12 protein-coding genes are annotated in these 13389 nt (G+C 35.4%); 7 read left to right on the top strand and 5 right to left on the bottom strand.

Annotation, left to right across the window (positions count from 1 at the left end; genetic code table 11):
* Window positions 1-5: 5 nt before the first annotated feature.
* A complete protein-coding gene (locus C3L23_RS01805) occupies window positions 6-2645 on the bottom strand; it encodes a RecB-like helicase (RefSeq protein ID WP_127679454.1) in 2640 nt (879 codons plus the stop codon).
* A 57-nt stretch (window positions 2646-2702) separates the two neighbouring features.
* Here C3L23_RS01805 and C3L23_RS01800 point away from each other — a divergent pair, with 57 nt between their 5' ends.
* Window positions 2703-3269: a DUF502 domain-containing protein gene (locus tag C3L23_RS01800; protein WP_127679453.1), complete on the top strand. Its 567-nt coding sequence runs from the start codon at window positions 2703-2705 to the stop codon at window positions 3267-3269.
* A 9-nt stretch (window positions 3270-3278) separates the two neighbouring features.
* Window positions 3279-4148 carry a class I SAM-dependent methyltransferase gene (locus C3L23_RS01795; protein ID WP_127679452.1) on the top strand — a complete coding sequence of 290 codons (870 nt, stop codon included), beginning with the start codon at window positions 3279-3281 and terminating at the stop codon, window positions 4146-4148.
* Here C3L23_RS01795 and C3L23_RS01790 read toward each other — a convergent pair.
* Window positions 4135-4728 (bottom strand): hypothetical protein, encoded by a 594-nt coding sequence (locus C3L23_RS01790; protein WP_127679451.1) that lies wholly within the window; start codon window positions 4726-4728, stop codon window positions 4135-4137. The genes C3L23_RS01795 and C3L23_RS01790 overlap by 14 nt on opposite strands.
* 133 nt (window positions 4729-4861) lie before the next feature.
* Between C3L23_RS01790 and C3L23_RS01785 the strand changes: the two genes are divergently transcribed.
* Window positions 4862-5713, top strand: a complete 852-nt coding sequence (locus C3L23_RS01785) for a cation diffusion facilitator family transporter (protein WP_168175688.1) — start codon at window positions 4862-4864, stop codon at window positions 5711-5713.
* A gap of 67 nt (window positions 5714-5780) precedes the next feature.
* A complete protein-coding gene (locus C3L23_RS01780; protein WP_127679449.1) occupies window positions 5781-6305 on the top strand; it encodes a hypothetical protein in 525 nt (174 codons plus the stop codon).
* Here C3L23_RS01780 and C3L23_RS01775 read toward each other — a convergent pair whose 3' ends face one another.
* The 3 genes from C3L23_RS01775 to C3L23_RS01765 all read right to left on the bottom strand — a co-directional run bounded on the left by C3L23_RS01775 (window position 6306) and on the right by C3L23_RS01765 (window position 10176).
* Complete coding sequence (locus tag C3L23_RS01775) at window positions 6306-7421, bottom strand: Mrp/NBP35 family ATP-binding protein (RefSeq protein WP_127679448.1); 1116 nt, start codon at window positions 7419-7421, stop codon at window positions 6306-6308.
* Between the two features lie 61 nt (window positions 7422-7482).
* Window positions 7483-8868 (bottom strand): phosphomethylpyrimidine synthase ThiC, encoded by a 1386-nt coding sequence (gene thiC, locus C3L23_RS01770; protein ID WP_127679447.1) that lies wholly within the window; start codon window positions 8866-8868, stop codon window positions 7483-7485.
* A gap of 60 nt (window positions 8869-8928) precedes the next feature.
* Window positions 8929-10176, bottom strand: coding sequence for a CAP domain-containing protein (locus C3L23_RS01765; RefSeq protein WP_127679446.1), 1248 nt, complete (start codon window positions 10174-10176; stop codon window positions 8929-8931).
* Window positions 10177-10253: 77 nt separating this feature from the next.
* Here C3L23_RS01765 and C3L23_RS01760 point away from each other — a divergent pair, with 77 nt between their 5' ends.
* The 3 genes from C3L23_RS01760 to C3L23_RS01750 are packed head-to-tail and all read left to right on the top strand — an operon-like array spanning window position 10254 to window position 13360.
* The gene (locus tag C3L23_RS01760) at window positions 10254-11363 is read left to right on the top strand and encodes a bifunctional 2-C-methyl-D-erythritol 4-phosphate cytidylyltransferase/2-C-methyl-D-erythritol 2,4-cyclodiphosphate synthase (protein WP_127679445.1); all 1110 of its coding nucleotides are present in this window, start codon (window positions 10254-10256) and stop codon (window positions 11361-11363) included.
* Window positions 11344-12207 carry a response regulator gene (locus tag C3L23_RS01755; RefSeq protein WP_127679444.1) on the top strand — a complete coding sequence of 288 codons (864 nt, stop codon included), beginning with the start codon at window positions 11344-11346 and terminating at the stop codon, window positions 12205-12207. Before C3L23_RS01760 ends, C3L23_RS01755 begins: the two co-directional genes overlap by 20 nt.
* Complete coding sequence (locus C3L23_RS01750; protein WP_127679443.1) at window positions 12185-13360, top strand: sulfate adenylyltransferase; 1176 nt, start codon at window positions 12185-12187, stop codon at window positions 13358-13360. Before C3L23_RS01755 ends, C3L23_RS01750 begins: the two co-directional genes overlap by 23 nt.
* Window positions 13361-13389: the final 29 nt, after the last annotated feature.

Below are 13389 nucleotides of genomic sequence, written 5' to 3'. Positions count from 1 at the left end.
ACATCCTAAACCTCCCTTAATCTCTTTTCATCTGCATAAAGTATAAAACCTCTTACTTTTTTATCAGTCAGTTTCTCAGCCGCGGTTTTATATTTTTCAACCTGTGAAATATAACCGCTTTCGTCTTCAGGCCTTGCTGATTTGTAATCTATAATAACTACTTCCTCTTCGTTTTCAATCATCAGATCCATAATTCCCTCTTCGTTTTCAAACACAAAAGGAATTTCTTTGTATTTTCTGCCTTCGAATATTTCCAATTCTTTTTTACTCATCTCATACAGGGCATATGCTTTTTCTACATCGGTATAAATTCCGTATTTGTTTAAGACCGCATCGTAATCTTCCATTTCAAAAGCGTAATGCAGAGCAAGCCCGAAATATATGGCTCCAAAATCGTTCGGTTTGTATTCCGTCTCTTTTTTAACATCCTGAAGACCGTGATGTCTGAGGTGCAGACTGAATCTGCTTTTTTCTTTTTTGGTTTCCGGCACACTTTCCGTTTCGAATTTACCGATTTTTTGAGCGCTCAGCGGACTTACAAAAGAAGATTTTTCTTTTTTTAATATAAAAAGGGAATTAACGGCTCTGGTGAAAGCTACATATTCGACGTTTTTTTTATCCCTGAATTCCAGAGTTTTTTCTTTTTCCTTAATTTTTGCGTATTCATAATCAAGAATTTCCCTTCCGGCTATATTGTATTTTATATCTTTTAAATCTATACCTTCATAATCAAACAGCAGATTGCTGCTTCTGTTATTGTCCCTGCCGATTTTTTCCATTACGATTACGTTTTCAAATTCCAGACCTTTGCTTTTATGCACCGTCATAACCGTAATACCGTCAAATTCGCTTAAAGGAAGCTCTTCATCGTATTCGTCTATTCCGTATACGAAATCATACAGATCTTTGTATTTTAGTGAATGTTCAAGAAGTTTAAGGCTCGATTCGTCTATCAGATTATATTCAAACATCAGATCCCTGATCATTTCCGAAGGTTTTTTTACAGGAACGTAAAAAGGCTCGGACGTATAAGGTCTGCCTATGAGCGTTAAAAAATTAAGTTTGTATATTTCGGCCTTTTTGTTTTCAAGTGTATAAAAAGTGTATTTAAGTATATCTATCAGCGCTTTGGCAAACGGCTGGGAAGAAACTTTCGCCCTTGTGGCGGTGACCACTTCTTTATTAAATTTTTCCTTTATAAAATCGGCCACTTTTAGTATATCGTCGTTGGTGTATACCAAAACGGCAATATCCCTTTCCCTTACGCCGTTTTCAAATAAAAACTTCAAAGTATCTTCAAGCCCCTCAAACAGATCTCCCTCTTTAACTTCCACATATCCGCCTTTTTTTTCCGCCTGCTGGTTTAAATTAAACAGTCTGTTTACAAATTCTACAATCACTTCTTTCGAACGGTAATTTTTAGGAAGTTCCACCTGCTGCATTCCGAAAGGTTTAAGCTGTTCGTAAACATAATCGAAAAGATCGCTGCTGCCACCTCTGAATCTGTAAATAGCCTGCTTTGTGTCTCCCACATAAAAGAAACTTTTAAAATTCTTAACGCCCTCACCCGATTTAATCTCATCCACAAGAGGCTCGAATATTTTCCACTGCGTTATAGAAGTATCCTGAAATTCGTCAATCAAAATATGCTCTATCTTCGAATCAAGTCTGAAATACAAAAAATCGCGGTTAAGTTCGTCTTCAACCAAAAGTTCGTAAACCTTATGCTCAATATCTTTAAAATCAAGATAGTTTTCTTTTGATTTAACGCTGTTTTTTATTTCCAGATATTTTTTATACAGTGAAAAAAGAGAATTTAGAACATACCTTTCTTTTGAAATCAAAAGCTCTTTTATAAGTGAAATAAGCCTTTCAAACTCACCGTCCATCCATTCTTCGTAGCATTTTTTAAAACCTCTGACTTTGGCAAGAGTCCCATTTTCCAAAAAGCTCGGTATTGTTTTAACTTTGAGCATATCAAAAGGGTCTTTTTTAAAGAAATTGTTTATCTGTGTACACCCTTCGGTCGCCATAATAAATTTAGATTTTATATCTTCAATCTCTTTTAAAAGATCTTTAATTCTCCATTCTCCATTCTCCATTCTCCATTCAGAGAGCTCTTTTTCTTTTTCATACAGCATTTCAAAAAGCTCGACTATGCTTTTTGATTTTTTATTTTCGATTTTGGCAAATTCTATAAGTGAATTAAATTCTTTATTATCCAGTTTTTCAATAAAAAGCTCAAAAATATTCTCCAAATTATCGCTTTTTATATCAAAATCCGCATCCACTCCCGCGTAATAACCGAATTTTCTGATAATTTTCTGAATAAACGCGTCTATTGTGGTTATATGTATATCGCTTGTAAGAAACTCTTTTAGAATAAAATCTTTTTTGTTTAAAATCTCTTTTTTGTCTATCCCTGACGTTTCGCTTAAAATTTCCAGCAAATCTTCATCGTTTTGTATAGAATTTAAAAATTTAATAACTCTCTCTTTCATTTCATTCGCCGCTTTATTCGTAAACGTAACCGCCAGAATCGAGCTTGGGTTTACACCCCTGAAAAGAAGCGCAAGATACCTGAGAGCCAGCGAAAACGTCTTACCGCTTCCGGCTGAGGCTTTAAGAGAGAGAAGTCTTTGCATAAAATACCTTTTTTATATAATTTTACCTAAAATGTTACAATTTCAAAAAGGCAGCATATGAAAGTGTTTGTGCGTTATTTTATAAAAGGTGTTTTTGCCATATTGCCCGTTGTTTTTACAATCTGGGTGGTTACTTACATAGCGGGGATATTAATCCAGTTTATAAAAATTTTCTATTCAAAAATCAACAATCCTTTATACAGCATTATCCTTATAATCGCTACGGTTCTGCTTATCACATACATAGGGTATATAATCACCAAAAAACAAAAAAGTATAATTCTCTACATCACGGAAAACATTTTTTCCAAAGTGCCCGTTATCAAAAGCATATACAATTTTTTCAAAGAGCTTATTCATATGTTTACAAACGATAAAAATTATTTAGGCGTAGTTGAGATTATGTTTGCAAACTACAAAACCTATGCGTTTTTGACAAAAGAGGAAAAAGAAAGATTCATAGCGTTCGTCCCAACCGCTCCGAACCCGACTTCGGGATATGTCATACTGCTTGACAAAGACAAAGAAGTCAAAGGCGAAATAACGGCTCTGGGAGAATGGAAAAGAGTCGATACGAACGTAAAAGAGGCTCTTGGTAAAATAATTTCATTAGGTATAAAATAAGGAAACGGTTTGGAATTGTGGTTAAAAAAAATATCGGAAAATTATACTGATACCTGTGAATTCAAACGGCTTTACCACGGGCGGGGAGAAAACGAATATAAATTTCTCACAATAGACAGCATAGACGAAATTCTTTTTGTTCAGTTTTATGAGCGTTCGGATTTGGAAAAAAATATAACAGACACCCTTAAAAACTTCATCCAAAACACCGGACATCATACAATAATCATAAAAAAACGCTATAACAACGAAACTTTTGCTGTTTTAGGCGAGATACCGGAAGAATATTTCGCAATTGAAAACGGTATAAAATTCAAACTCAATTTTTTTAATCAAAATATAGGCTATTTCGGAGATATGAAAAATTCACGCAGATTTATTGAAACAATCGCCAAAGATAAAAAAATTCTCAATCTGTTTGCCTATACGTGCGGCTTTTCGCTATTTGCCAGAAGAGGAGGCGCCGAATACGTAGCAAACGTGGATATGAGCAAATCGGTCCTTGCCACGGGAATGGCAAATCATCAGATAAACGGACTTGATATTAAAAACATATCGTTTTGGCCGTATAATATCCTAAAAGCATTTCCGAAACTGAAAAGACAGGCCCCTTACGACATAATCATAATAGACCCGCCTACACATCAAAAAGGAAGTTTCATAGCTTCTAAAGATTACATCAAAATCATAAAAAAACTGCCCGGACTTTCACATAAAAACACTATCCTCTTGGCATGTATCAATTCGCCCAAGTTTTCAAAAGAGGAGCTTATCGAAATGATAGAATCCAACACCTCCTTTAAATTTCAAAACCGGATTAAAAACCCGGAAGAATACACAAATTCAACTCTAAAAAGCCTAGTGTTTAGTATTCAATAACTTCTATTACCTTATCTCCGTTTTCAAGAACCGTTTTTACCATTTCCTGAAATCTTTTCGGAAAAGATCTTTTATCTTCCTCGGTTGCATCAGGAAAAATAGCACTTTTTAAAATCGCCATAGGATTTACTATTTTGCCGGGTCTGTAATTTACGCCTACGCTTCTTTTGGTATCAAGCCTGGTAAATTTTACGTCGCATTCAATATCGGCACCGTAAAACAGAAGATCACGTCTATTAAATTTACCGGTAGGGATACCTCCGAATCCGTAATCCGTAGTAGCTCCCGTTATATTCGAAAGCACACATCCGACCACTCCGGCATTGTTTTGAGTGGGAGTTTTCTGTATTTCAACTTTTATTTCGCCTCTTTTTGGATAGCCTTTCGGATACAGGGCTTTTAATCCGTATAAAGCCGTTAAATACGCACCTGCCACGGTTGCACAGCTGTGCCCGGCGGTTTTAACTACGTCTGCGTAAGAAAAATCTATTATTCCGTCATCATTTACACCTAAAAACTGAGCCAGTTCGTCATAGGTAATTATTTTTTCCACTTCGTCAAAAAATTTTGGATAATTCATCTTTCTCTCCTTTTACTTACCGTTAAGTAAGTTTTGTTTATCATACCATATTTAATGAAAAAAACATACTTTATTTGACATATGCTCATAAAATAGTTATAATTCCACTCTAAAATTAATAAAAGGAACTAAATTGGATAGAACTCAAATCTATAAAGAAAAGAAAAAAATAGCTCTGTTTTCTGTTACGGTTAATGCCACCCTTGCTTTAATTAAAATTATAGGTGGTATGATATCTGGATCTGCTGCATTGACGGCCGACGGTATACATTCACTTTCAGACCTAGCGGCATCGTTCAGCGTATTGGCCGGAATTATAATTGCAAATAAAAAAGCAAAAGATTTTCCTATGGGACTTTACAAAGTGGAAAATCTTGTTGCGTTGATTTCGGCTTTTGCAATATTTTTCGCAGGTTATGAAATAGCCAGAGACGTGTTTTTCGGTGAACCTATGAAAATAACCAACCTGCCTGTAGCGGTTATAGCAATAGGTCTTACGGTTGTGATAACATTTTTGTATTCAAGATGGGAAAAGAAAAAAGCGATTGAACTTAATTCGCCTTCATTAATGGCGGATGCCGAACACGTAAAAAGCGACTTTTTTACCGCTCTTGTTGTTTTAGTAGGTGTTATAGGCCAGTATATGGGCCACCCGGTTATAGAAAAAATAGCGGTAGCGGTAGTCGTTTACTTTATTTTCCACAGCGGATGGGAAATTTTAGTTGATGCCATTAAAGTGCTTTTAGACGCATCAGTCGACCATGAAACGCTTGATGAAATCAGAAAAATACTTGAAAAAGAAGATATGATAGAGAAAATAAACGATATCAGGGGAAGAAACGCGGGAAGCTATAAATTTATCTATCTTGATATAGACGTAAAAACAGACTCAATTAAAGAAGCCCATGCATATGTGCATCAATTGGAAGAAAAAATCAAACAGGCTATTCCTGAGGTGGAGAGAGTAATTACCCATTACGAATAATAAAAACTTATACCAAATTTGATTTTTCTCCCCCTTTTAACATATAATAGATAAAAAAGGGGGATTTATGAAAAAACTTCTGATATTAGGCACTTTAACACCGTTAATATTCGCTTCTCAGATTACTGTAGAAAAAGCCGTAAAAGACCAGTTTAATTCGGTAATAGCGCCTCAAATTATTAAAAATCTTAAAAATAATTCTTCTTATACCATAACTTTACATTATGACCTTTCAAAAGGCACACAGTTGAAAATTACAGTTACAAAACCTGTAAAAAAAGGAGAATATTTAATTATACTTCATAAAAAAGGCGATTATACGCTAGGATATAAATATTACACAAAATACATTTTTAAAACCAGCAAAATTAAAGTTACGGATTTTTTAAAAATGCTTAATATAAAAACAGCCGAAGATTTAGACAGATATTTTAAAAACAATGCCGAATTATTAATTAACTCATTAAACGAACTTGACCAAAAATATGCCGTTGAAGGACTTAAAAAAATAATTAAAAAAGGAAAATTAGACGATTTAAAAGTGTTTTTAAAAGGTGTGCTTGCCGGAAAAGTTCCGGCCAGCTGTTCTTAATTACTGCATACTGCATGCACTCGGCGTTCCGTTTACTCCGTATACAGGCTGGATCATTTCATTTCCAGAAAGATCTTCAGCCAATACGTAATCGATAAATTCTATAACCTCTTTTGCCGCTTTTGCAAATCTTTTAGCGCTTTCACTATCAGGTCTGTTTACAAGAATAGGTCTTCCGGCATCTCCGCCTTCTCTGATTTCAGGCTCAATCGGAATCTGGGCAAGTACTTTAGTATCATATTCTTTTGCCAAAGTTGCAGCTGCGCCTTTTCCGAAAATATCATATTCGACACCGCAGTTAGGACATATAAACCCGCTCATATTTTCAATTACTCCCGCAATCGGAATATGCAGTTGTTTAAACATATCAAAACTTCTTTTTGCATCGTCCACCGCAACAGTCTGAGGAGTAGTGACAGCAACTCCTGCAGTTACTGGAACCTGCTGAGCCATAGTCATCTGCGCATCACCCGTTCCCGGAGGCATATCTATAACCAATATATCAAGTTCGCCCCACTCTACGTCTTCCATAAACTGCTGAAGCGCTTTTACAAGCATAGCGCCTCTCCACATAAGGGCTTTACCTTCAGGAAGCAGATTTGCCATTGATATAAATTTAACACCGTAATTTTCAAAAGGTTTTACTTTATTACCTACAACTTCAGGTTTTCTGTCCTGCATTCCAAGCATTCTGGCTACATTAGGTCCGTAAATATCACCGTCAAGGATACCTACTTTTTTACCTTCTTTTGCAAGTGCAAGAGCAAGGTTTACAGCAGTAGTAGTTTTACCCACTCCCCCTTTACCTGATGAAACCATTACGAAAGATTTTACTCCAGGCATTTTATTTACGCCTCTTGAGCTTGTTTCCCTTGGTTTTTTAGGTCTTATAATGTTTACACTTGCTTCAATGCCTTCGGCTTTTAATGTGTCGATTGTTGTATCGTTTAGTTTTTGAGCGACCTCATCATCCGTTGAAGGGATTTGATATGTAATAATTGCCTGTTTGCCGTCTTCGCTGACTTCTACGTCTTTTAAAAAACCGAAATCCACCACAGATTTTTTAAATCCGGGATAAATTACGTTTTTGAGCATCTCTTTAATTTTTTCTTTCACTCTAACTCCTTAAGTTTTTTTGCTTTATAATACTTTTTTTTGCTTTTGTCAATAACCGATATCAATTATTTGCTTCAGCTTTCATTTTTGCTTCCGCTTCTTTTTTAAATTCATCCCAGTCAAAGTTCTCCATAGCATCCTGAGTTACCTTGTAACTGCAGAACTTCGGTCCGCACATAGAGCAAAATTCCGCTTCTTTAAAAACTTCCTGCGGAAGCGTTTCGTCATGGTATTCTTTTGCCCTTTCGGGGTCAAGTGCCAGTTCAAACTGTTTTTTCCAGTCAAATCTGTATCTTGCGTCGCTCATTTCATCGTCTTTATCTCTTGCACCAGGGATTTTCCTTGCGATATCCGCAGAATGGGCTGCAATTTTATATGCAAGCATACCTTCCCTTACGTCCTCTTCGTTCGGAAGTCCGAGGTGTTCTTTCGGTGTTACGTAGCAGAGCATACTAACTCCGTACCATGCGGCCATTGCAGCACCGATAGCACTTCCTATATGATCATACCCCGCACCGATATCAAGTACAAGAGGACCCAATACGTAAAACGGCGCTTCATGACAGTATATCTGCTCTAACCTGACGTTTCTTTCTATTTCATTAATAGGAACGTGTCCAGGGCCTTCTATCATTACCTGAACGTCTTTATCCCAGGCTTTTAGAGTCAGCTCTCCTAATGTTTTTAGCTCATCAAGCTGCGCTTTGTCGCTTGCGTCATACAAACATCCAGGTCTAAGGCTGTCTCCTAGTGAAAGCGATACATCATATTCCTTGCATATATCCAAAATATCATCAAATATAGTATAAAAAGGATTTTCTTTATGGTGTTTAAGCATCCAGCTTGCCGTAAGACTTCCCCCGCGGCTCACTATTCCCATTTTTCTTTTTGCGATTTCCGGCATATGTCTTAATAAAAGCCCAGCATGGATTGTAAAATAGCTGACGCCCTGTTTAGCCTGTTTTTCAAGAACTCTTAAAATATCATCGTATGTAAGTTCAAGAACATCTCCTATTTCATCAATTATCTGATACATGGGAACAGTTCCGATAGGAACCGGACTTGCAGCAATAATAGCCTCTCTTATTTCATCCATGTTTTTGGCTCCGGCACTCAGATCCATTACCGTATCGGCTCCGTATTTTACGGAAGTTTCAAGTTTTCTGACTTCTTCTTCGATATCACTCGCAAGAGCGCTTGCTCCTATGTTTGAGTTTACTTTTGTTCTGCTGACCCTTCCGATTGCCATCGGCTTTAAATGTTTATGATTTATATTTGCGGGGATTATCAGCCTTCCTCTGGCAACCTCGCTTCTGACAAGCTCTGGATCCAGGTTTTCTTCTTTTGCGACATATTCCATCTCTTCAGTAATAATGCCTTTTTTGGCATAGTACATCTGAGTTCTGGTCGTATCTTTCATTCTTTTTTTAATCCATTCAGTCCTCATCTATGTCCTTTAAGATATATTTGCTCGGAATTTACCTAAAAAAGCTTAAAATTAGCTTAATTATTTAATAATTAACGTAAGTTTATCACCGTTATCCATTTCAAAATCAAATTCGTCTCCGCTGTTCCCTTCAACTTTAACCCAAATGGTATTATAATCTATCATTCCAGTTTCTACACTGTCTCCGGATGGATAAGTATATTTATATGAATGAATCAAGTCATTCCCATCAGTAGGTACAAAATAATAAGCATATGTTTTATTATTATCAATATATATTGTTTCATCAGATGTATCAATTCTGTAATACGGATATGGTAAAGCTCTCGTTGTAAACTGCCATGAAATATTATAATCATTACCTTCATATGTATATTTTACTTCAGCTTTATAAGTTTCATTCCATTCAAGTCTGTCTAAAGGAAACAAAGCAAATTCATATGCATTAAATTCATCATTAGGATCACTGTCTTGATCCATAAGTCTTACATTTGTTATTTCATTGCCGTTTTCATCATAAAGCTTAAAAGAAGTTACATTAATCTCACTTGTAAAATAATAATCATTAAATTGTATGCTTACAGGATATCCGCTTACATTATAATCCGGCAAAGGATCCGGAGTTTCATTATAAAAAACAGGAGGAATATCTATTGCATTTTTATACGGCCAAATTATTAAATCAGGATTTTTCTTTTTTATATCATTTATAGCATTATTATAATCGTCTTCATAGATTTTTAAATCTTCATCTGCACATACATCTATATAATATGAACCGCTGCCGTCATAACTTTCTCCTCCGCATAAAGAATTTAAATCGGAATTTCCCATATCATATACATAGTCGACATTTTTAATACCTATACCTATATTGTCAATTGTAGTATTTAAAAATCCAAACCTATGGTATATTGCTGAAAAAAGCCCGTCAATAGAAGCATTGTAGTCTTTCTGACCAACAGAAACATTTTCCAAAATATATCTGCTGAGATAACCTGCATAAACAGCCCTGTCAGAAGGCCATTCGCCGGTATATCCTTCTTTATCCGCATCTTCTTCATGACCGGTTGCATTATTTACATATAAATAATATGCATGATTATATGCGGCAATCTTTAATGCATCGTTACAAGACAAATCAATCATACCCGCACCTTCTCTTAAATAATTAAGATAACTTAACACTTCACTGCAAGACTCTACTGCCGTTACGTTATTTTCGGAAGGGGTATATTCTTCTGTAATACTGCCGCCGCCGCAACCAATAAAAAATATTAAAATAACCGATAATAAAAACTTCTTCATTATTCACCTTACAAAGATTTTACAAATTGTAACATTTTTATGTATAATTTTGTAACACTTTTACCAAAGGAAACAGTTTGGATGTTACATTGATAGTTTTAAGCGCCGGAAATTCAACAAGATTTAATTATCCGGTAAAAAAACAGTGGCTGAGAATAAAAGACAAACCTTTATGGCTGTATGTCGCAAACAGGCTAAACGGCTTCTACAGTTTTAAAAACACGATAATAACCGCAAACAAAAACGATGTAAGACTTTACGAAAAACTTTGTGATTACACTATTGTCGAAGGAGCAGAAGAAAGACAGTATTCCCTCAAAAACGCTCTTGCCAAAGTCTCTACGGAATATGTAATGGTTACGGATGTCGCCAGAGCCTGCATTCCTAAAAAAATAATTGAAAAATTGATACAAAATCCGGCTGACTGCACCGTTCCTTATCTGAAACCCGTAGATACAGTTGTTTACGCAGACTCAACAATAAACAGAGATGAAGTTAAACTGATACAGACTCCTCAGCTAAGCCGAACAGAAATTTTAAAAAAAGCCCTTGACACAGACAGACTTTTTACGGATGAAAGAGCGGCCGTTGAAGCTTTGGGCGGCAAAATAAAATACATCGAAGGCAGCGAAGAAAGCCGGAAAATAACGTATTTTAAGGATTTAAACCTGCCTTGCCTTAAATCTCCTTCACAAAACATACTACTCGGAAACGGTTACGACACACATTCATTTACGAAAAACAAAAAAATGATCTTAGGCGGTGTTGAAATCGAAGCGGATTACGGATTAAAAGCTCACAGCGACGGCGACGTTGTAATACACTCCCTAATCGATGCTCTTCTAGGAGCTGCCGGATTCGGAGACATAGGAGAGTTTTTCCCTGACACGGACGAAAAATACAAAGGAATATCAAGTATCAAACTTCTAGAGCATACTATCGACACTCTAACATACACCGGATATGAAATTATAAATGCCGACATTACGATTATAGCCGAAAAACCCAAACTTAAAATTTATAAAACGGCCATACAGAGAAATTTAAGCCGTATATTAAACTCACAGGTAAACGTTAAAGCCACAACAAACGAAAAAATGGGATTTGTGGGGAGGGGCGAAGGAATAGCCGTAATTTCTACGGCAACATTAAAATATAAGGATTGGCATGAAGATTATAATAGTTGAAAACGAACTGTATCTCGCACAGAGCATTCAAAACAATTTAAGTGAAAAACTGAATGCTAAATGTGAAATATTCGCTTCTTACGACGAAGCGATTGAAACGGACGGAGACGTATATATAGTTAATACAAATTTAAAAGGCAATATAGAAAAACTAATTGATGCAAAAAAAGAAAATATAATTATTCTTTTAGCTCCTTACGTGACCTATACAAGCGTTACACAGCCTATCCAGATGGGTGCTGACGATTATCTACAAAAGCCTTTTTCCATAGAAGAGCTGATAAGAAAAATCGTTCATCTAAGAGAATATTATTCTTTAAAAAAACGCACTATGAAGATGGAAAATTTTATAGAGCACATTCTTGAAGATATAGAACTGGACGATACATACGATTTAAAATTTCCTCTTTTTATAAAAACAAATTATCCGAAAGCCGTTGATAAAATAATATTTGACTACGCTAAAGAAAACATGTGTGACATAAAGCTTATTGACATTCAAAACTTAAACGTTAAAGAATTAAAAAATAAAGACACCATTTACTATGCTAAAAAATTTTATGACAATCCGGAAATTATCAATACTCTCTCAAAATACAACTCCGTAATAGTAGTGCCTAAAGATTTTGAAAACAGCTATCCTCATTTTAATATGCTTGAAATAGAAATTTCCAAAAAAAGTTTCTTAAATGACGAAATACTCTCAATAGAAGACTACATAAAATTCATAATATTAAACCATCAGCACAAACTGCCTGATACTGAACTTAGCAAAAGACTTGGAATCAGCAGAAAAAGTTTATGGGAAAAAAGGAAAAAATATGGCATCTTTAAACAAAAATAGAATATTCATAGACAAAGAAGCATATATAACCCTGGCTATGGTTCAGGCCGGGCTGTTAAACCCTATAGACAAACTAATGAACCAGGAAGAGGCAAAAATAGCAGACACCCAAAAAAGATATAAAAACCAGGCTGTGCCGTTTTCATTTATATTGGCTCCTTCGGGCAGAAAAAATGAAGAAATACTAAAAACAAATCCCAAAAAAATAGAACTTTACTGTGAAAAACACAAAATCGGCGAAGTAGAAGTAGAAGAAATATATAAAATAGACCCCCTAAAAAGAGTAGAAACGATATACGGAACAAAAGACGCAAAAAATTATCCTCAGGTTGCAAAAACATTAAAAAGACTTGGAAAATATGCAATAGCCGGTGAATTTTGGGTTGAAGACACAGGTATTAAGAAAAAAATAGATTTTATAAAAGAAAAAGTGAAAAATCTCGATAACGTAGTCGGAATGACCATGCACGCCAAACCGATTCACAGGGTGCATGAAAAAATCATGCGAAGCGCTATTGAAAAAAACGACCTTTTAATCGTTTTTCTTATAAAAAACATGCAAAACGAAGAAGTGCCTTACGAACTCAGATATGAAGCTCTTTCCCATGTAGTGGACAACTATTTTCCAAAAGACAAAATAATAATTGTACCGCTTTTAAACACATATATTTTCTCAGGCGTAAACGAAGCGATATTGGATGCAATGATCGCTAAAAACTTCGGTTGCAACAAATTCATTATGGGACAGACGCATAAAGGCTTAGGAATTCATTATGAAGCCAATCATTTAAAAAGCATATTCGACTCTATGGATTTAGATATCGAAATTGAAACAATCAACGAATATGTATACTGTGACCAGTGCAAAACCATTGTAAGCGTAAATTCATGTCCTCACGGGAGCCATCATCATATAAGTTATCACAGTGATTCTATATTTGAACTGTTAAAAACAGGCCTTATGCCTCCTACCATTTTAATGAGAAAAGAGATAAGCGCTAAATTTCTGGCAAAAATGTATCCTGACAGATTTGCCAATCTTCAAAAACTTTATTACGACATATCGCCTAATAAAGGCCTGATAGAAAAAAACAAAGAAGAAGACTTTTATATTTCTCTTATGAAACTGTATCAGACAAGTTCGCTTACGTAGTTGGATTGATAGTTGATGATTAATAGTTA

The sequence above is a fragment of the Nautilia sp. PV-1 genome, from assembly GCF_004006315.1.
Taxonomy (GTDB): Bacteria; Campylobacterota; Campylobacteria; order Campylobacterales; family Nautiliaceae; genus Nautilia; species Nautilia profundicola_A.
Note: the sequence above shows the minus strand (reverse complement) of the source record. Positions and strands in the feature narration are given on the sequence as shown.

Coding starts and splice junctions, on each gene's coding strand:
- C3L23_RS01805 (WP_127679454.1), bottom strand. CDS start 2,645: ATGCAAAGACTTCTCTCTCTTAAAGCCTCAGCCGGAAGCGGTAAGACG.
- C3L23_RS01800 (WP_127679453.1), top strand. CDS start 2,703: ATGAAAGTGTTTGTGCGTTATTTTATAAAAGGTGTTTTTGCCATATTG.
- C3L23_RS01790 (WP_127679451.1), bottom strand. CDS start 4,728: ATGAATTATCCAAAATTTTTTGACGAAGTGGAAAAAATAATTACCTAT.
- C3L23_RS01780 (WP_127679449.1), top strand. CDS start 5,781: ATGAAAAAACTTCTGATATTAGGCACTTTAACACCGTTAATATTCGCT.
- thiC (WP_127679447.1), bottom strand. CDS start 8,868: ATGAGGACTGAATGGATTAAAAAAAGAATGAAAGATACGACCAGAACT.
- C3L23_RS01765 (WP_127679446.1), bottom strand. CDS start 10,176: ATGAAGAAGTTTTTATTATCGGTTATTTTAATATTTTTTATTGGTTGC.
- C3L23_RS01755 (WP_127679444.1), top strand. CDS start 11,344: ATGAAGATTATAATAGTTGAAAACGAACTGTATCTCGCACAGAGCATT.
- C3L23_RS01750 (WP_127679443.1), top strand. CDS start 12,185: ATGGCATCTTTAAACAAAAATAGAATATTCATAGACAAAGAAGCATAT.